Genomic DNA, 18542 nt, shown 5'->3' with positions numbered 1-18542 from the left:
CATGAAAAAAAGCGCGCCCTTCGAGCTGGCAGCAAACCAGGCGAAGTGACGAGCTTGGGAGCTTCATTTTTTCAACCGTATCTGGTTAGGCAACGGAACGGATCGCCGCAGCACATCCTCCCCCAGCCACAGTGCAGAGCGCCATGCCCGCTGGGCCACAGTGGGCAATGGCATCTGCTGGTAGTCATCGTTGAACACCTCAAAGCTGTAGTCGCCGCGGTAGCCCAGACCATGCAGCTTGGTCACCAGCGTGGCAAGCGCTTCGCTGTGCACGCCCTCGCCTGGAAACACGCGGAAATGCCGGGCGGTGGCAATGCGCTCCTCGACCGACTTGATTTCCGTCCACATGAAGTCGGCCAGCTGCACCAGAAAAATTTTGTCCGGATCCAGTATGTCCAGCTCATCCAGCGAGGTCTTTGTCGCAAACATATGAAAGGAGTCAAAGCCCAAACCCAGGTTGGGCATGTCGGCTTCACAAATAATGTCCCAGGCCTGCGGGAACTCATTGACGGTGCGGCCCCACGACAAGGCTTCGTAGGCGATCTTGATATTCATCGGAATCGCCAGCATGGCCAGCTTGCGCAAGTCCCTGACCAGCGCCCGGGTTTCACCCGTGGCGTGCACCGAGGTTGACGAACAGATCAGCAGCAGGCGGCAGCCCAGCGCATGGCACATTTCCAGCATCGATTTGGCGATGTCCATCTTGTAGTCGTGCAGGTGCCCGGACAACCCCTCAAAATCACGCAAAACCTGGAACCCGGTGACGCGCAAACCGCTTGCACGCACCGCAGCGACGGCGGCTTCCATGCCGTCGGGGTGGCCTACCAGGTCCTTGGCGGCCAGCATGATCTGGGTGAAGCCGGCTTCGCGCACGGCCTTGAGCTTGGCCTCCAGCGGGCCTGCCAGCGAGATGGTGTCCATCCCGAAATCGTCGATGTTGCCGCTGTAGTGGCTCATGCCTGGCGCCTGTTTAGCGTACGTCATGGACCAGCTCAAAACTCACGCTGCCCATCCAGCTCTTGGTCAGCGCGCCGCGGTCCTCGGTATGGACCCCGGGTGACTCGAGGAATTCCACGCCGCGCTTGCGCAACTCGCCGACAGTGGCCAGCACGTCTGCGCTGCCCAGGCCAATGCGCTGCAGGCTTTCGTCCCCTTCCACGTCGAGCACGCTGGCTTCAGGCTCGATCAGCTGAAGGTAAAAGCGCGACGAAGGCGGGCACGGGCTGCGAAGGATGCGTCCCTTGGGCAGGATGCCGAAGCGCTGTTCGTCGGGCAGGTCGGTAAAGCCAAACAGCTCGCGGTAAAACTCGGCCCAGTCTTCAGTGCGGTCATTGCCGATGTATTGCACGACACCAAAGAAGTGCAACCCCGCCACGGCAGGCGGATGCTGATCCACCGTGGGAATCGGCACAAAGTCCACGTCATAGATCGAAAACTTGTCGTAACGGTCTACAAAATAAATGCGGCTCTTTCCCACGCCATGGATGGCCGGGATGTTCAGCTCCATCACCTCGACGCGCGACGGCACGGCCCACGCGCCCCGCTCCAGCGCACGGTGATAGGCGTCTGCCGCGTCCCGCACGCGCAAGGCCACAGCGGCAATCACCGGCTTGTCGGTCGGCGCGGCGCCATCCGGCATGGCGGGAATGTGGGCATTGACAATCACGTTCATGCTGCCTTGCCGGTACAGCAATACCTCGCGCGAGCGGTGGCGGGCGACCGGACGGAAGCCCATTGTTTCCAGCACCTGGCCCAGCGCCTGCGGCTTGGCGGTGGTGTATTCAATGAACTCAATGCCGTCCAGCCCCAGGGGGTTGGCGACTTCGGGGATGGCCTCCCGGTCGGCGGCTGGCGCTGGTGCAAAGGTGCTCATGGTGATGTCTCCGGTGAGAGGTTGCAGCAGATTCAGGAAGTTGCCACGGCGGGCGCCACGGTTGCGCCCGGCACATGGCCGCCGCCGAGGAAGAGGCGTTCGATGTTGGGGTCTGCCAGCAGCTCCGCCGCCGGCTTGTGCAGCACCAGTTGCCCCGACTCAAGCGCGATGGCGTCATCGGAAATTTTCAGCGCGCTTTTGACGTTTTGCTCAACCATCAATACTGTCGTGCCCTGCGCCGCCAGTTTCTGCAACAGCTTGAACACGTCCTGCACCACCATGGGTGACAACCCGATTGAGGGTTCGTCAATCAGGATGACCTTGGGGCGCAGCAGCAAGGCCCGGCCGATTTCAAGTTGCTTCTGCTCACCACCCGAAAGCGCTGAGGCCTGGGAATGCAGGCGTTCCTTGACACGCGGGAAAAACTCCAGCACCTCGGGAATACGCTCGTGTGTGGTTTTCGTACCCAGCGTGATGCCGCCCAGCTCCAGGTTCTGCCAAACAGTAAGCTGGCCAAACAGGTTGCGCCCCTGGGGCACAAACACAATTCCTTTGGCCAGCAATTCTTTCTGGCTGGCGCCCGAAATGTCCTCACCATTCAACAGGATGCGGCCCTGCCGCGGCTTGAGCAAGCCAAACAGCGCTTTCAAAACCGTGGACTTGCCCGCACCATTGGGGCCCAGCAGCAGCGTGATGGAACCCGTACGCACCTTGAACGACAGGTTGTTCAGGATCATGAAGTCCTTGTAACCCGCCACCACATCGTCAAATTCGATACAGATATCACTTGTCATATCAATCTCCATGGCCTCAATCGACCTCTTTCCAAGCAACGGCGCGGAACCGGCTCCGCCGGGCCGCAGCGGTTGTCCCCCTGAGGGGCTTAACTGCCCGTTTTTCGGCTACACGAAGTGAGCCGAGACAGGAGGCTAATTCCCTAAATATGCGTCCAATACCTCTTTATTGGCCCGAATTTCCGCCGGCGTACCGATGGCCAGCACCTTGCCTTCGACCATCACCATGATGCGGTGGCACAGGCCCATCACAAAATCCATGTTGTGCTCGATCACCACAAACGAGGCCTTGCGGCCAAATTTGGGGTTCTGGTTCAGATCCCGGAGCAGCGACGAGATGCCGCCCACCAGGCTAGGATTGACGCCCGCGCACGGCTCGTCGAGCAGCACCAGATCCGGTTCGGCCATGAAAGCCATGGCGATGTCCACCAGCTTTTGCTGGCCGTAGCTCAAGGTACCGGCGAGCTTGTCGGCCACATGGCGGATGCGGAACTGGTCGATGAGCGCATCGGCCTTGTCGCCCAGCCCCGAGTCACCGGGTGCAAACATGCGGCCGAGCAGGCTGCCCTTGTGCTCCTGGGCCGCCACGATCAGGTTGTCGCGCACCGTCATCTTTCCAAACACCTGCAGCGTCTGGAAGGTGCGGCCCACGCCGCGGCGGCTGAGCTCCAGCGGTGACAGGCCGGTGATGGTTTTTCCATTGAGCTCGATTGAACCGGCGTCGGGAGTGATCTGGCCCAACACGCTGTTGAACATGGTGGTTTTACCCGAACCATTGGGGCCGATGACACCGAAAATTTCACCCGGCATGACTTCGAAGGAAACTCCACCCACGGCCTGGATGGCGCCGTAAGCCTTCTTGAGCCCGGCGACTTTTAACAATGCATTGCTCATGATGCCGCTCCGATCCGGCTGGCCGCAGCCGCACGTGCCTGGGACGCCTCACGCGCTGCGCGCTTGGCCCGTATACGGTCAGGAATGCTGAGCAACCCATCGGGCAGCCACACCATCAACAGCACCACCGCAGCGCCGAACATCGGCAAATACCAGTTGGACACCAGCGGCACATCGCGCAGCCATTCCGGCAGCACCACACCCACGGCGGCGCCCACGATCGGGCCCAGAAAATAACCTGCGCCACCGACCACCACCATCAAATACATCATGATGGATGCCGCCACCGTAAACGGCCCCGGCTCAATGAACTGCACCAGCGATGCGAACAACGCACCGGCGATACCGGCATACGCCGCGCCAATGGCAAAACTCAGCAACGTGTAGTTGCGGATGTCTACCCCCAGGCTCTCGGCACGTATCGGGTTGTCGCGCAGGGCCGTGAAGGCCTTGCCCCAGGGCGAGCGCAGCAGGCCCCACAGCAGGCCCGAAAGAATGACCGTCACGGCCAGTACAAAGTAGTAGTAAGGCAGGTTGCCTTCGAGCGAATAACCGAAGAGGGACGGCCGTGCAATGTTGTTGATGCCGAAGGTTCCCCCGGTGAGCCATTCCTCATTGCGCATCACCAGCCAGATGGCGGTGTTAAAACCCAGCGTGGCGAATGCCAGGTAAATGGCCTGCACGCGCAGCGCCGGGAAACCCAGGATCAGCCCGACGGCAAAACAGATCAATGCGGCAGCCGGCAAACCAAGCCAGAAGCTGACACCCGCCTTCATCAGGATGGCGACGGTGTAGGCGCCAATACCGAAGAAAGCCGCGTGGCCCAGCGATTTCTGGCCCGCGTAGCCAATGGTCAGGTTCAGTCCCATGGTGGCAATGATAAAAACCAGCCAGTAGGTCAGCAGGTAGATGCCGTAGCTCTTCAGGAACTGCGGCACTGCCAGTACCAGCAAAGCGGCCAGAACCGTCAATACCAGGGCAAATTTGTTGTTGGCGAGCTTCATACCTTGCGCTCCTCTTTTTTACCCAGCAGGCCTTGTGGCTTGAAGAGAATCACCACCATGAAAATAACCAGCGCCACGGCGTCCTTGTAGGCCGGTGAAATATAGGCAGCGGCCAGGTTCTCGCACACCCCCACAATCAGCCCGCCCAGCAAGGCGCCGCGCGAGTTGTTGAAACCGCCGATGATGGCGGCAAAAAATGCCTTGGTACCCAGGCCTTCGCCCATGTCGAACTTGGCGAGGTAAGTGGGCGTAACGAGCAGGGCCGCCGCCACCGCCAGCACGGCATTGATGGCGAAGGTGTAGAAAATCATGCGCGGCACATTAATGCCCAGTACCGAAGCGCTTTCGGTGTTTTGTGCCACGGCCTGCATGGCACGTCCCGTGACGGTTTTGGCCAGGAAGGCCTGCGTCGCCATCACGATGATCAGGGCCAGCGCAAAAGTGCCGATGTCCTGAAGCGTTATCGTGACGCCGGCGATATTGAACAGCTTGTCGGCAAAGAGGCTCGGAAAAGGATGGGCTTCGGCGCTGTAGCCGGCGCGCACGCCGTTGCGCAGGGCAATGGAAAGCCCGATGGTCGCCACGACGATGGGCATCATGCCGTACTTGAAGAGTGGATCCACCACCCCCCGCTTGAAGACCCAGCCCAGCAGCAGCACGGCCAGCAGCACCGCCAGCACAAAGCTCACCAGCATGGGTGCGCCCAGCGAAATGAAGGCCAGCATCATGAAGGCCGGCAGCATGACAAATTCACCCTGCGCAAAGTTGATCGTTCCCGAGGCCTGCCACAGCAAGGTAAAGCCCAGGGCTGCCAGCGCATAAATGCTGCCGGTGGCCAGGCCCGAGAAAAAGAGTTGGAGAAAGTCTGTCATGGGAAGGTCCGATGGAGAAAGTCGGTTGTATTCAGCGGAGTTCTCAATGGGAAGGGCTTGCGCCCTGCCCCATGAGCGGCCGGCCCCGCATGGCCGGCCGAGGTTGCAGTTACTCAGTTATTTCTTCGCGGCCGGCTTGGCCGCAGCAGGCGCCAAAGGAAGGGTCTTGCTCACGTCCCGGGTGGCCAGGCCAAGCGGGGGAACCATGTCAATGACTTCCTGCTTGCCGTTTTTGACTTCCACCATGAAGCTCATGCGGTCGAGGTCGCCCTTGTTGTCAAACTCGGTGTACATCAGCGCGCCGGGGTATTTGTCGGTGTTGACCTTCAGGCCCTTCATGGCCGCAGCCACGGCTTTGCGGTCCAGCTTGCCGGCTTTTTCAATGGCAGCCTTGAGCACGTAAACACCGGAGTAGCCCTTCATGCCGTTGTGGTCGGAGATGTACTTGTAGTCCTTCTCGAACTTGGCCTTGAAGGCGCGGATGGCAGGCACCGGCGCATCCACCGTCAAGCCCACGTGGGCAATCGCGCCGTTGGCAGCCTCACCGGCCAGCTCAATGACTTTCTGGCCTGTCAGGGTGGTTTCGCCGATGATGGGCTTGTTCCAGCCCTGCTTGCGCAGCTCACGCAGCAAGCGTGCCGACTCTTCTTCGTTTGAATAAGCGAACACGCCGTCTGCATTGCTTTGCTTGGCACGCAGCACCGCGGCAGAGAAGTCGACCTGGCCGGGTTCGGTGGAGATCTCGCTCAGGATTTTGGTCGGCGAATTGGCGAGGGCCTTCCTGATCGAGTCCATCCCGCCTTTGCCGAAATCGTTGTTCACATAAATGACGGCAATGCTTTTGAGCTTGGCCTGATCACTGATGTAGCGTGCCACCTTGGGCATGGCAGTGGCTTGCGTGAAGCTGGTGCGAAACACGTAAGGGTTGCCCTGCTCGGTGATGCCGGCTGCCTCGCCCCCGGTGAAGTTGGGCACCTCGGCGCGCCGTGATTCGGCCATGCTGACCATGATGGAGCCGGAGAACACCGGACCGAAGATGGCAAACACGTCGTCATCGATGGCTTTTTGCGTCAGCCCCTTGGCCACGCCTGCATTGCTTTGCGTATCAGCGGTGGTTGTCTGGATTTTCTTCCCCAGGATGCCGCCGTTGGCATTGATTTCCCTGACGGCCAGCTCAACGCCGTTCTTGAAGTTGGTGCCTGCCGTGGCGCCGCCGCCGGACAGCTCGACAATGTTGGCGATCTTGATGACGTCTTGCGCAAAACCAGCGCTAGCGCTTACTGCGAGAGCGCAAGCGGCTATCAATTTGAGAGCGAATCGTTTTTTCATGGTTGTCTCCTCTGGGGGGTTAAAAAATCAAGGTGATGCGAGTCGTGCTTCCCCGACTCCTGGGATGGGAACACTGTCAGATGGTGTGGTCTGGAAGGGGCGCCTGATTTCACCGGCCATCGTGGCGGGGTACAAATGCCCCCGGATAAAGGTGGCATCGCGGCGAACGGCCTGCGCCGCTGCGGCATGCCCAAAAAAATCCAGGTAGTCCGGCACCTGCTGGATCAGCATCTCAAATCCGGGCTGTGCGGTCAGACCGCGCTCGCGGGCAGCCCGGACCAGCGGCGTCGGCTGGTTCTTCATGAGGATGTCCATGACGGCCGCATGCGGCGCCATACGGGACACATCGCACGGAAGGGGATCATCGGCCCGGAGCCCCAGCGGTGAGGCATTCACCACCACGTCATGGCCCGACGGGTCACCGCTGCTCACAGCCGCGATGCTTGCGTTGGACAGCGGCATAGCGGCGGCAATCTGGTCGGCCAGCACCTGCGCCTTGCCGGGCGCCGGGTCATAGAGCGAAATGGCGGCTGGCGCCTGGCTGCCCGCCATTGCGAGTGAAGCGGTAATCGCGGCAGCCGCGCCGCCTGCGCCCAGTATCAACACGCGCTTGCCGGCGTAGGCCACACCGAAATAGTCCAGCGACAGGACAAAACCTTTGCCGTCAAACAAGGCGCCTTCCAGTTCACCGGCTGCGTTACGGCGAATGCCGTTCACCGCGCCGGCTACCCGGCCCGCGTCATTGCAATGCGAAAGCAGGCTCATCACTTCGGCCTTGTGCGGGATGGTCAACAGCATGCCTTTGACGTTCCTGGCCAGGAAAGCGGCCTTTACAAAAGCCTGGATGTCCCCGGCGGCCACATGTACCGGGACAAGGACAGCATCAATACCCAGCGTCTTGAAGATCAGGTTGAACACCTCCGGCGCACGCACCTGCCCGACCGGATCGCCGGGGATCAAATACACGTCGGTATTGCCCTGAATGGTGGAAAACATGCTGGATTGCCTGAAACGTTCGATAATCGATTGAAACTGCCAGATTTGGTGTGAACTTTAGTAGCTAGCCTCAGGAATCCCAACAGGTTTATCACCAAATTGATCGTTAATCGCTCAATAAAGATCGATGATCGAACGAAACAAGGGTTTGACCTACGCCTGCGTTGACACCGTGTTGTGAATACTTCAGCAAATGACCGCGGCCAAACTCCCCATTTCACCCTCTACATTGCAGGCCCCCACCCCTTCCACGCTGGACAAGCGCGACTGGATTGCCGGGCTGGAAAAAGGCCTGTCCATCATCGAATGTTTTGACGATGCCAACCCACGCCTGACCGCCAGCCAGGCCGGCGCGCGCTGCGGCATGACACGCACGGCCGCCCGCCGCTATTTGCTGACACTGGAGCACCTGGGGTACGTCGCCAGCGACGGCAAGCTCTTCTGGCTGACACCGCGGGTGCTTCGCCTGGGCCAGTCCTACCTGGAGTCGGCGCGCCTGCCGCGCATCGTGCAACCCTTTTTGCAGCGCGTGACCGCCGGCACCCAGGAGAGCGCGTACGTCAGCGTGATGGACGGCGACGACATCGTCTATATCGCCCGCAACGGCTCCAGCCGCGCCATGAACACCGGCTACGTGCTGGGTTCACGCGTGCAGGCCCAGGTCACGGCAGCGGGCCTTTTAATGCTGTCGATGCGCGACCCCGCCTGGCTGGAAACCTGGCTGGCCAACCACGAACTCAAGGCCTACACCTCGTACACGATCGCCAGCAAGGACCGCCTGCGGATTGAACTGGCGCGCGTGCGGGCGCAAGGATGGGCGATTTCCGAGCAGCAGCTGGAACTCAATTACCGCGGTATTGCCGTACCGCTGCGGGACCGGCACGGGGAAGTGGCGGGCGCGCTCAGCGTGACCATGCCCATGGGGCATGAGTCGAGTGAGGAGGCGGGGGGACGGGTTCTGTCGGTGTTGCGGGAGACGGCGCAGGCGATGAGAAACCTGATTTGAGTGCATCTGCCAGGGCGGTTCTTGCTCTGGCGATGCGCGCTTTGCTGAGGGTGGCTGGCCGGGGGTTGCCCGGCATGCAAGTAACTTTCTTTTGCTTCGCCAAAAGAAAAGTGAGTAGCCGCCGGGCTACCCCCGGCCAGCAGATCTCAGAAGAAGGCGCATAGCCGGAGCAACATCCGGCCTCAAAGAGGCGCTATCAATTCAATAGCTGCTCGCGCCCACTCCCATTAGTCAAAAGCCTTTTTTTACGAAAAAATCAAACCGCCCCAACACTCCCCGTCACCGGTAAAACAATCCCCGTGACATAACTGGAACAAACAGGAGAAGCCAAAAATACATAAGCAGGCGACAACTCCTCAGGTTGCGCCGGCCGCCTCATGTCGGTCTTCCTGCCGAAGTCCTTGATGACGAGCGGCCCGCACCTGGCGCGGTGTAGGAAAAATCCGCGCCTTCACCCCGGCCATGCCTTGCGGGCCGCTGCAGCGTCGGGCCGAATCTTGCACAATCAAGGCAGCCATCTTTTCCATTGCCGCTTTTGTTGCCGCCCGAGCGGCGTTTGATGCAAACCCGACACTTCCTCCAGCTCATCGCGATGTCCGCCCTCTGGGGCGCATCATTTCCCCTGCTGCGTATCGCTAGCCCCGCCCTGGGGCCGTGGGTGGTAGCGGCCACCCGCTGCGTCCTGGCCTCGATCGTGCTGGGCCTGCTGATGAGCAGGCTGCGCGGCCAATGGCCGCCGCGCGAGGCGTGGCCCCGGCTGGCGCTGCTGAGCATGCTGTCGGTGGTGGTTCCCTTTGTGCTGTACAACTGGGCCGCGCTGGTCATCCCGTCGGGCTATTCGGCGGTGCTCAATGCCACGGTGCCGCTCTTCGGCGTGATGGCCGCCGCACTGGCCGGCGAGGAAAAACTCACCCGCCTCCGCCTGCTCGGCTGCGCAGTCGGCTTTGCCGGCGTCGCGCTGCTGGTGCAACTGGGGCCCGTCGCCGTCAGGCCCCGGGTCGTGCTGGCGGCGTTGGCCTGTGTGGCCGCGTCGGCCAGCTACGGCTTCGGTGCCATCCTCATGAAACGCGCCACCATGGCCTATTCGCCGCTGCCTTCGTCAGCGGTGGTGCATGTGGCCGCGGCCCTGATCCTGCTCATACCGGGCGGGATCGCCGCACCCTCGGCTGTCCTGACGCCGGGCGCCGTGGCTGCCGTTACGGTGCTGGGCACGTTTACCTCCGGGTTTATGTACTGGATCAGCATGCGGCTGATGCGCGAGATTCCGGCCAGCGCCACCACGTCGGCGGCCTTCATGATTCCGCTGTTCGGCGTGACCTGGGGCGGGCTGTTTCTGGGGGAGCCGGTGACGATCAGCATGTTGCCCGGTTGCGTGCTGGTGCTGTCGGCCACCGCGCTGATCACGGGCTTTAACCCGTTTCGGGCTGCGCCACCTGAGCCATAAAGCTTAAGGCACGCACCAGCGCGAAGCCGTAAAGAAATCGTAGCGAGCGACCCGATGTCGCGTCGAGGACCGGAACCGTACACCCGTACGGTGAGGACCGCAGATGCGAGATCGGGCTGCGCAGTAGATTTATTTGCGGCTTTGCATGATGTTGGGCGTGGCGACCACCACATCCGCATTCTGCGCACGCTGGCGCAGCGCATGCTCCATCACCACCAGGGCCAGCATGGCCTCGGCAATCGGCGTGGCGCGAATGCCGACACAAGGGTCATGCCGGCCCTTCGTCACCACTTCGGAGGGGTTGCCCGCGGTGTCGATCGACTGGCGCGGCGTGATGATCGAGCTCGTCGGTTTGATGGCGATAGAGACTTCCAGATCTTGCCCCGTGCTGATGCCGCCCAGCACACCGCCGGCGTTGTTCGACTGAAAGCCCTCTGGCGACAGACCGTCGCCGTGCGTGGTACCGCGCTGCGTGACGCTGGCAAAGCCGGCGCCGATTTCAACGCCCTTGACGGCGTTGATGCCCATCATGGCAAAAGCAATGTCGGCATCCAGCTTGTCAAAGAGCGGATCACCCAGGCCCACCGGCACTTTGGACGCCGTGACACGAATGCGCGCGCCGCAGGAGTCGCCGGCCTTGCGCAGCGCGTCCATGTAGTCTTCCAGTTTCGAAACGTCAGCCACCGGCGCGAAGAACGGATTGCCCGGCACGTGTTCCCACGATTCAAACGGAATCGCGATGTCGCCAATCTGCGTCATGCAGCCGCGAAAGGTGGTGCCGTATTTTTCAACCAGCCACTTCTTGGCCACCGCGCCGGCGGCCACCATTGGCGCCGTCAGGCGGGCGGAAGCACGGCCACCGCCACGCGGGTCGCGCCGGCCGTATTTGTGCAGGTAGGTGTAGTCGGCATGGCCAGGGCGGAAGGTTTCCAGGATGTTGCCGTAGTCCTTGCTGCGCTGGTCGGTGTTCCTGATCAGGAGGCAGATAGGGGTGCCCGTGGTCTTGCCCTCGTACACGCCGGAAAGGATCTCGACAGCGTCGGGTTCATTGCGCTGCGTGACATGCCGGCTGGTGCCGGGCCGGCGGCGATCCAGGTCGCCCTGGATGTCAGCCTCACTCAAGTCCATGCCCGGCGGGCAGCCGTCAATCACGCAGCCAATGGCCGGGCCGTGGGATTCACCGAAGTTGGTGACTGCGAATAGGGTTCCGAAGGTATTTCCGCTCATGGGGGGATTATCCCAGAGGGGGGCTGAGGGGGCACGGACAGCCTGATTCAGGCCCGCCGTTGACAAGCCCGGACAAACCCGGAGTGTGGGTAGCGCTGGTTTCTCGTGGTCATGTCAGACCGATGCCGAAGGGGCCGGTCCTTTCGGCAAGAAGGTAACAGCGGAAAAGTCGCTGCGCCAGAACATTGCCGATGTGATTGGATCTCCCCAGGATTCAACGTAGGCAAGCACATCGCCTCGCTGCAATCGTTTCCGCTTTAATCGCAACTGATACTTTTCCAGGTTTTCGAAGGACAAAGGATCTCCCTTTTGATAGAAGTCCCAACCCGGGTTGTCACTCATTACACGTACAAAGCGCAACAAAGCGCCTTGGGAATAAGCCGAGAACTCATTGAGCGCGTCCTTCTTGCAATCATCAGTCGTACTTCGAATTGAAATCACATCAAAGCGAAACGTCAACTGCGCATAAGCTGGTACGTAATCATCTCCCGCAGACAGGTGAGGCATAAAAACCGTTAGCCCAGGGGCGTTAGCCGGTGACCAGAGAATGAGCGGCGACGCGTCTTTGTCTTCCGTGTACGGCTGTTCTGGCAAGACAAACGGGGTTGGGCTGCTATGAACCCGCATTGGCGGATAGCGATCAAACGCCTGGGCAACCTCGGTCACCGGTGCCTTGATCACAGACAGATTGAAGAATGGGCGATCCAGAACAGACATGATGCGAACGTTTTGTTGCTTGCCGGCACTGCGGCTACGCGAACTCTCCGTGGCGCGGTGCAACTTCGCCCTGCAGAAGAACACGTAATGTGAACTTGAGCGGGAAGACCTGAGACTCTTTCACGCGCAGCGCGGCCGCAACCGCCTTGCGTTCCTTTTTTGCCTGCGGGTACTCGGCCGAGGGAACGAAGATGTGGGTGTTTTCGTGCAGCAGCACCCCATGCCCAAACTCGAGATCGCCAGCCGTGGTCACGCCAATAAAGCCGGTGAACGTCTGGCCTGAGGAAGCAAGGAAATCAGCAGCAACGGACAGGTCGTAAAGGTCCGGACCCATCATCTTCGCCAGATGAGGGCGAACCCAGGTTTCGTCCTGCTCTTCATCCTCTTCCTCGTCGCTTGCGAACTCCCAGACGGGAAAAGCGATGAGGTCTTCCGGCTTGAGTTGGTCAATGGGCTTTCGGGTCTTCAACGATGGACGCATGGACAGTGTCTTCCAAGGTGAAAGTGTCAACAAAGCCGAACAAGCCCGGCATTCGCTTGAAGCAAGGGGCAGGCCTCTGCTCCCCCTTGAGGAAGCGGATGCGCTTGAGCCACAGGGTCAGACGCCTTTGACCCGTATGGGTGTGGTTTAGGCGTTCCTGAACTATAGCTTTGCAACCACCCCCCTCTTTGTCGCCCTGGCTGTGCAGCCATGCGGTGTAGCGCACGCCGCACACACTGTGGAACACTTCATGCTTGCTGCACTGCACCAACCCCGAATTGGATGTCTTGATTGAACAGGAGCACCCCATGCTGGACCGCACCGCGACCAAGTTTTCCCATGTCAAGCCCGGTGACACGCAGTTTGTCTCCGGTGGTTTGCGCGACTTTTTCCTGTACCGCGACCTTGGCATTGCCGACGCGACCAACGGCAAGGTCATCGCGCACCTTGTGAAGGCGAATATGGCACCAGAAACAGGCACGGGATGGCACCGTCATGAGGCAGATTTCCAGATCGTCATCATGACCAAGGGCTGGGCCCGCTTTATGTACGAAGACAAGGAAACCCTGGTCGAGGCCGGCGACGTGGTGCACCAGCGCCCGGGCATCAAGCATTTCCTGTTCGACTACTCCCCCGACATGGAATACCTCGAAATCGTCGGGCCGGCGGACTTCAAATCGATCGACGTCGACCCGGTCTGCGAGATCCCGCCCCCCACGCCCWGGAAGTAACCGGCCCTGGCCGCCCCCATCCCCGCACCCGCTCCCGATTGCCCCTTGTGGATGCGCCGAGGAGCGGAGGTTCAGACGGATCAGGGCAAAAACTTGTTTGAGCGAAGCGAGTTGTTTTTGACCCCGGCTGGACCGAGCACCGCAGGTTGCCCGCAGCGCAGCGGAGGGACGCAGGAACCAGGGTCGCCTTTTCTTTGCTTACTTTCTTTTGGCGAAGCAAAAGAAAGTGAGTTGCATGCCGGGCAACCCCCGGCCAGAGCCCTCAGCAGAGAACCCAGCCCTCATCAGACCAACAGACATCGCCGTCAGTCAGCTCAAAACTCCGCATCCAACTCATCAATGTCATCCGGCTCCTTCCGAGCCTCAGCCACCCACTCCTTCATCGCCGGCAACTCCATGATGCGCTTGCAATACGCGGTACAAGCCTTGTCCAGCGGCACGTCGTAGGTCAAAAACCGGGTAACCACCGGCGCATACATGGCATCGGCCACCGACAGCTGCTTGCCGAACAGATAGGGGCCGCCATAGGTGGCCAGGCATTCCTTCCAGATTTCCAGGACACGGTCGATGTCGGCCTGCGCGCGGGACCAGACCTTGAAGCCCGAAAAATGCGCCTTGATGTTCATCGGCAGCGCCGCGCGCATGGAGGCAAAGCCCGAATGCATTTCGCCGCACACCGCACGGCAATGCGCCCGCACCTTGATGTCCACGGGCAGCAACTGGGCTTTAGGCTTGATTTCATTGAGGTATTCGGCAATCGCCAGGGTGTCCCACACCTTGACGTTGCCGTGCTGCAGCGACGGCACCAGCATGCTGGACGAAAGCAGCAGCATTTCGGCCTTCATCGCCGGGTCATCCGGTGAAATCACTTTTTCGGTGAATTCCAGCCCCGCGAACTTCGCCAGCAGCCAGCCGCGCAGGGCCCACGCTCCGTAGTTCTTGCTGCTGATCGTCAGGATGGCTTTGGCCATGCACATGCTCCTTGAACCGGAAAGGCCCTGCTGGCTAGCAGGATGGATGCTTGAACTCCCGCAAGGCTTATGCCAGCCTGCGTTTTTCGGCTCCGACTGGCCCGTAACTTGCCTGCATGGACTGGCAGAGACAAAGAGACAACGAATTCCGATTCATGTCAGGACAACCATGCTTTACCAGGCCTACCAAACCCAGTCCGACCTGCTGTCGCCGTTTCGCCTGTTCGCCCAAAGCGGTAGCGCGGCATTCTGGCTGGGTAAAACCGAAGGCAGCCTGCTGCGCAAGATTTCGGCGTCCATGGAGGTGTTTTCACGCCTGCGGCTGACGCATACACGGCCGGCCTATGGCATCAGCTCAGTGAAGGTGGGCGAGCGCGAACTTGCCGTGACGGAAGAAACCGTTCTGTCCATGCCCTTTGGTACCCTGCTGCGCTTTCGCAAGGAAACACCCTCGGGCCTGCCCTTCCAGCCGCCGGTGCTGCTGGTAGCGCCGCTGTCGGGCCACTTTGCCACGCTGCTGCGCGAAACCGTGCGCACCCTGCTGCAAGACCACGACGTGTACATCACCGACTGGCACAACGCGCGCGATGTGTCCCTAAGCCACGGCCCGTTTGCGCTGGACGACTACATCGACCACATGATCCGCTTCACCCAGGCCATTGGCCCGGGCACCCATGTGGTGGCGGTGTGCCAGCCTTGCGTGGCGGCGCTGGCGGCCACCGCCATCATGGCTGAAGACGACGACCCGGCCCAGCCACGCAGCCTGACCCTGATGGCCGGCCCGGTGGATTGCCGCGTGAACCCCACCGGCGTCAACACCCTGGCTACCAGCCAGCCGATTGAGTGGTTCGAGAAAAACCTGATCAGCCATGTGCCGCTTCCGCACGCCGGCTACATGCGCCGCGTGTATCCAGGTTTTGTGCAGTTGAGCGCTTTTCTGAGCATGAACCTGGACCGGCACAAAAAATCCTTCCAGGACATGTACCAGCACTTGGTGGACGGTGATGTGGAAAAGGCCAACATCATCCGCGTGTTTTATGACGAGTACCTCGCCGTGAACGATCTCCCCGCCGAGTTCTACCTGGAAACAGTGGAAAAGGTGTTCCAGACCTACGACCTGCCGCTGGGCAAGCTCAGCTACCGCGGCCGCCTTGTCAAACCTGCCGCCATTCGCCGCACGGCGCTCATGACTGTTGAGGGGGAACGCGACGACATCTGCGCCGTAGGGCAAACGGTTGCGGCGCAGGACCTGTGCACCGGCATCCGGCCGTACATGAAAACCCACCATGTGCAGACCGGCGTGGGGCACTATGGGGTGTTCAGCGGGCGCAAGTGGAACCAGCAGATTTATCCGCGGGTTCGGGAGATGATTCACTCGAGCATGGGCTGAAATTCATACGAAATCGGCCTCCAGGCCAATGGAATCGGGCGCAAGCAGCTCCTGAATTAATAGCAATCAGTTGACCTATCCTTCAGGACTCGAGCCTTATCGGACGACACCATCCCAATCTCTGCGGATCGATTGATCTGCCAGAACCCATTCCTCAAAATGTGCAATTGCCGTCGCAGTTGCATCTTCCGTGAACGCTCTCCGCTCGAACTTCCCTCCACGCTCAAAGTAAAAAGTTTCAATCGCATCGCCATGGTTGAGGATGCAGTAAGTGTTATCAGACGGCGTGTCGTTGATTCGGAGCGCACTCATCCCGACACCTTTTGACTCCAATCTTCGCCGGAGTTCTTCGTAGGCATTCATCAAGGATTTCGCGTCTATATTTGCACGCGGTCAGCAAGGTCTTTTATCGATGCCTTCCACGCATCAAACTCGTCCGAATCTTCCCAAAGCTCTTTCAATTCAGAACCATCCGCCAGGATTCGTTCGATAACCTTGTGAGCCTTTTCTGCCAGTGCGCTACTCGGAATGAGTCTGATTTTTTCGACCCAGATATCGATTGACTCACTGTAAGAGTTCTTCACTCCCCAATTACCCTGGAGCCTTGCGATGACTTCGATTGCCGCGAGAGCCTCGCAAGCATCTGGAGATTCCAGGTACTCCAATCCGTCTGAAAGCGCTTTGTTCAGCGTTTCCTCAACGAGTGAGAGATCACGGCATTCATCAAGGCCGTAGGCCCAATCGCATGCATCGTCATTACCCAGCGCGTCAATTGCCCAAGCACCCATACAGAACTCCTTAAGTCTTAGCGTTGAACGGCAGGCGGCCAAGGGCGTCGCCTGTTAGATGTCTCACCGAAAGGGACGAACCCATGCCAATGGCGCAGGAGCACGTCAATTCCAAAGCTGAGAGAGTCTAAGCGCAGCGAAGGTTCTCACCTCACGCCAAAAGCTCACTGCGCCGGCCTCATCCGTGCCACCCCAACCCCAATCAAACCCATCACCCCGACCAATCCCAAAATCACCCCACGCCCCTCCATCACCCCCGCAAACACCCCCACCAGCATGCCTGCCAGCGGCTGCGACAAATTGTTGAGCATCACGATCACGCCAGTAGTCTTGCCAAGGTCTCCCGGTGGAATGATCTTCTGGCGCAGGCTGCGGATGTAGACGTTGAACATCTTGTCAAAGCCGATCACCAGCAAGAAACCGGCGGTATACACCCAGAAGCTGCCGGCCAGCCCCGTCAGCAAGCCGCCGGCCAACATCACGCTGTATGACACCAGGCCCAGGGTGCGCAAGGGCAGCACGGTGCGGGCGATGAACAGCAGGATGATGACGGTGGCAATGGCGCCGGCCGTTTGCAGCAACGCGTAATCGCCCGCCGTGCGCTGCAGCAGCCCGGTCACCATCGCGGCCGAGGTGGCGAGCGTCACACCGATAACCAGGTTCACGCCGGCCGCCAGCGCAATCACTTTTTTCAGGCCCGGCAGGTGCAGCACCTGCGAAAACGCGGTGCGGATGGGCCGCAGCCAATGGTCCGGGGCGGTCTCGGGCGCGGCCAGCTCAACCGGGTTCTTCCGGTGCCACAAGGTCACGGCGCCATCGGCCAGCAGAAAGAGTGCCGCGGTGGCTGCCACCACCGCGGGCCATGGCATCCAGCGCAACAGCAGTGACGCCAGCACGGGGCCCAGCACCATGCCGAGCTGGTCGGCAATCTGCGCATGGGCCAGCACTTTTTCAAAGCGGTGCTGCCTGAATATCTGCGGCAGCATGACCTCGCGGGCCATCAGGCCCTGGGTGGTCAGCACACCGCAGACCGCGGACAGGGCAATCAGCCAGCCAATGCCGCCCAGCCACTGAAAAGCGGCCGCCCCGCCGATGCATACGAGCGCGCGGTAGAGCTGGCTGATGCGCAAAAGCTTGAGAGGCGAAACCCGGTCGCACAGCGCGCCGCACACGGGAAAAGCCAGGAAGCGGGGGAGCGTTTCTACCGTGAAGGCGATACCGGACCAGGCCACACTTCCTGTGGTTTCGAAAACCACCAGAGGAACCAGGAACAGCAGTATCTGGTCGGCAAGCCTGGAAAGGAACAAGGAGCTATAAAACAGCTGGCCGTTGGCGTTGTTGGCGTTGTCGCGCACTCCTGCTCCCATCGCCTTGCCTCGCAAAGCAGGCCAGATGCCTTGCGTATCTGGCTATTATTTTGATAGCGCCTTGCGCTCTTCCTGATTGGGCTGATTGGGCAGGCGGCATCTTTTACGCAAAGAACGCCATCAGGTCCGTACCCCTTGTGTTCAGCTGCGGTCGGCGCCGTCTTCTTCCGGCCAGTCGCGGATATAGGCCTTGAGCATCTTGTTTTCGAAGTTCTGGCTGTCCACCACGGCCTTGGCCACGTCGTAAAGGCTGATGACGCCCATCATGACTTTCTGGTTCATCACAGGCATGTAACGCGCGTGGCGTTCCAGCATCATGCGGCGGACTTCGTCGAGTTCGGTCTCCGACGTGCAGGTGAGTGGGTGGTCGTCCATGGCAGTGCGCACCAGCGTGCTGCCGATCTCACCGCCGTTTTTGACGATGCAGACAATCACTTCGCGAAATGTCAGCATGCCGACCAGGTCGCCGTGCTCCATGACGACCAGTGAGCCGATGTCTTTTTCGGCCATGATCTGCGCCGCCTTGGCAAGGGGTTCGTCAGGCTGGACGGTGTAAAGCGTGTTGCCCTTCACGCGCAGTATGTCTAGAACCTTCATGGCCATCTCCTCGGTTGTGCTGCTTGCCGGCCCTCATTGTCCCACCACAGCGCGGCAACAG

20 protein-coding genes and 1 pseudogene are annotated in these 18542 nt (G+C 60.4%); 4 read left to right on the top strand and 17 right to left on the bottom strand.

Annotated features, from left to right (window positions below):
* Nucleotides 1–63 precede the first annotated feature (63 nt).
* The 8 genes from AC1DYQ_RS01150 to AC1DYQ_RS01115 form a co-directional block, all read right to left on the bottom strand.
* Nucleotides 64–957 carry a sugar phosphate isomerase/epimerase family protein gene (locus tag AC1DYQ_RS01150; RefSeq protein ID WP_477685842.1) on the bottom strand — a complete coding sequence of 298 codons (894 nt, stop codon included), beginning with the start codon at nucleotides 955–957 and terminating at the stop codon, nucleotides 64–66.
* Between the two features lie 13 nt (nucleotides 958–970).
* Complete coding sequence (locus AC1DYQ_RS01145) at nucleotides 971–1873, bottom strand: VOC family protein (RefSeq protein WP_477685221.1); 903 nt, start codon at nucleotides 1871–1873, stop codon at nucleotides 971–973.
* A 32-nt stretch (nucleotides 1874–1905) separates the two neighbouring features.
* Nucleotides 1906–2667 (bottom strand): ABC transporter ATP-binding protein, encoded by a 762-nt coding sequence (locus AC1DYQ_RS01140; protein WP_477685220.1) that lies wholly within the window; start codon nucleotides 2665–2667, stop codon nucleotides 1906–1908.
* 135 nt (nucleotides 2668–2802) lie between these two features.
* A complete protein-coding gene (locus tag AC1DYQ_RS01135; RefSeq protein ID WP_477685219.1) occupies nucleotides 2803–3561 on the bottom strand; it encodes an ABC transporter ATP-binding protein in 759 nt (252 codons plus the stop codon).
* Complete coding sequence (locus AC1DYQ_RS01130) at nucleotides 3558–4565, bottom strand: branched-chain amino acid ABC transporter permease (protein ID WP_457280112.1); 1008 nt, start codon at nucleotides 4563–4565, stop codon at nucleotides 3558–3560. Before AC1DYQ_RS01130 ends, AC1DYQ_RS01135 begins: the two co-directional genes overlap by 4 nt.
* Nucleotides 4562–5437: a branched-chain amino acid ABC transporter permease gene (locus tag AC1DYQ_RS01125; protein ID WP_457280111.1), complete on the bottom strand. Its 876-nt coding sequence runs from the start codon at nucleotides 5435–5437 to the stop codon at nucleotides 4562–4564. The genes AC1DYQ_RS01130 and AC1DYQ_RS01125 overlap by 4 nt, the downstream gene beginning before the upstream one ends.
* Nucleotides 5438–5554: 117 nt before the next feature.
* Nucleotides 5555–6766, bottom strand: a complete 1212-nt coding sequence (locus AC1DYQ_RS01120; protein ID WP_477685218.1) for an ABC transporter substrate-binding protein — start codon at nucleotides 6764–6766, stop codon at nucleotides 5555–5557.
* A gap of 27 nt (nucleotides 6767–6793) precedes the next feature.
* Entirely contained in the window at nucleotides 6794–7762 is a 969-nt protein-coding gene (locus AC1DYQ_RS01115) for a shikimate dehydrogenase family protein (RefSeq protein WP_477685217.1), read from the bottom strand.
* A gap of 193 nt (nucleotides 7763–7955) precedes the next feature.
* Here AC1DYQ_RS01115 and AC1DYQ_RS01110 point away from each other — a divergent pair, with 193 nt between their 5' ends.
* A complete protein-coding gene (locus AC1DYQ_RS01110) occupies nucleotides 7956–8768 on the top strand; it encodes an IclR family transcriptional regulator domain-containing protein (RefSeq protein ID WP_477685216.1) in 813 nt (270 codons plus the stop codon).
* A gap of 256 nt (nucleotides 8769–9024) precedes the next feature.
* Here the strand turns inward: AC1DYQ_RS01110 and AC1DYQ_RS01105 are convergent.
* A pseudogene (locus AC1DYQ_RS01105) lies at nucleotides 9025–9183 on the bottom strand (short-chain dehydrogenase); the annotation flags it as partial.
* Between the two features lie 144 nt (nucleotides 9184–9327).
* On the opposite strand from AC1DYQ_RS01105, the gene AC1DYQ_RS01100 reads away from it, so the two are divergent.
* Complete coding sequence (locus AC1DYQ_RS01100; protein WP_477685215.1) at nucleotides 9328–10212, top strand: DMT family transporter; 885 nt, start codon at nucleotides 9328–9330, stop codon at nucleotides 10210–10212.
* Nucleotides 10213–10341: 129 nt separating this feature from the next.
* Here the strand turns inward: AC1DYQ_RS01100 and aroC are convergent, their stop codons facing one another.
* The 3 genes from aroC to AC1DYQ_RS01085 form a co-directional block, all read right to left on the bottom strand.
* Nucleotides 10342–11439, bottom strand: a complete 1098-nt coding sequence (gene aroC, locus AC1DYQ_RS01095) for a chorismate synthase (protein ID WP_477685214.1) — start codon at nucleotides 11437–11439, stop codon at nucleotides 10342–10344.
* 114 nt (nucleotides 11440–11553) lie between these two features.
* A complete protein-coding gene (locus AC1DYQ_RS01090; RefSeq protein WP_477685213.1) occupies nucleotides 11554–12156 on the bottom strand; it encodes a hypothetical protein in 603 nt (200 codons plus the stop codon).
* A 34-nt stretch (nucleotides 12157–12190) separates the two neighbouring features.
* On the bottom strand, nucleotides 12191–12637 hold the full coding sequence (locus AC1DYQ_RS01085) for a hypothetical protein (RefSeq protein WP_477685212.1): 447 nt from the start codon (nucleotides 12635–12637) through the stop codon (nucleotides 12191–12193).
* A 308-nt stretch (nucleotides 12638–12945) separates the two neighbouring features.
* On the opposite strand from AC1DYQ_RS01085, the gene AC1DYQ_RS01080 reads away from it, so the two are divergent.
* Nucleotides 12946–13368, top strand: a complete 423-nt coding sequence (locus tag AC1DYQ_RS01080; RefSeq protein ID WP_477685211.1) for a cupin domain-containing protein — start codon at nucleotides 12946–12948, stop codon at nucleotides 13366–13368.
* 314 nt (nucleotides 13369–13682) lie between these two features.
* Here the strand turns inward: AC1DYQ_RS01080 and AC1DYQ_RS01075 are convergent, their stop codons facing one another.
* Nucleotides 13683–14339, bottom strand: a complete 657-nt coding sequence (locus AC1DYQ_RS01075; protein ID WP_477685210.1) for a glutathione S-transferase — start codon at nucleotides 14337–14339, stop codon at nucleotides 13683–13685.
* A gap of 169 nt (nucleotides 14340–14508) precedes the next feature.
* On the opposite strand from AC1DYQ_RS01075, the gene AC1DYQ_RS01070 reads away from it, so the two are divergent.
* Nucleotides 14509–15729, top strand: a complete 1221-nt coding sequence (locus tag AC1DYQ_RS01070; RefSeq protein WP_477685209.1) for a polyhydroxyalkanoate depolymerase — start codon at nucleotides 14509–14511, stop codon at nucleotides 15727–15729.
* Nucleotides 15730–15825: 96 nt separating this feature from the next.
* On the opposite strand, the gene AC1DYQ_RS01065 is transcribed toward AC1DYQ_RS01070, so the two are convergent.
* The 4 genes from AC1DYQ_RS01065 to AC1DYQ_RS01050 form a co-directional block, all read right to left on the bottom strand.
* The gene (locus tag AC1DYQ_RS01065; RefSeq protein WP_477685208.1) at nucleotides 15826–16092 is read right to left on the bottom strand and encodes a hypothetical protein; all 267 of its coding nucleotides are present in this window, start codon (nucleotides 16090–16092) and stop codon (nucleotides 15826–15828) included.
* 14 nt (nucleotides 16093–16106) lie between these two features.
* Complete coding sequence (locus AC1DYQ_RS01060; protein ID WP_477685207.1) at nucleotides 16107–16517, bottom strand: DUF4259 domain-containing protein; 411 nt, start codon at nucleotides 16515–16517, stop codon at nucleotides 16107–16109.
* 164 nt (nucleotides 16518–16681) lie between these two features.
* Nucleotides 16682–17884 (bottom strand): MFS transporter, encoded by a 1203-nt coding sequence (locus tag AC1DYQ_RS01055; protein WP_477685206.1) that lies wholly within the window; start codon nucleotides 17882–17884, stop codon nucleotides 16682–16684.
* Between the two features lie 141 nt (nucleotides 17885–18025).
* On the bottom strand, nucleotides 18026–18481 hold the full coding sequence (locus AC1DYQ_RS01050; RefSeq protein ID WP_457280097.1) for a CBS domain-containing protein: 456 nt from the start codon (nucleotides 18479–18481) through the stop codon (nucleotides 18026–18028).
* Nucleotides 18482–18542: the final 61 nt, after the last annotated feature.

The organism is Polaromonas sp. P1_F4, from assembly GCF_056405675.1.
This window is presented reverse-complemented; position numbering and strand designations above follow the sequence as displayed.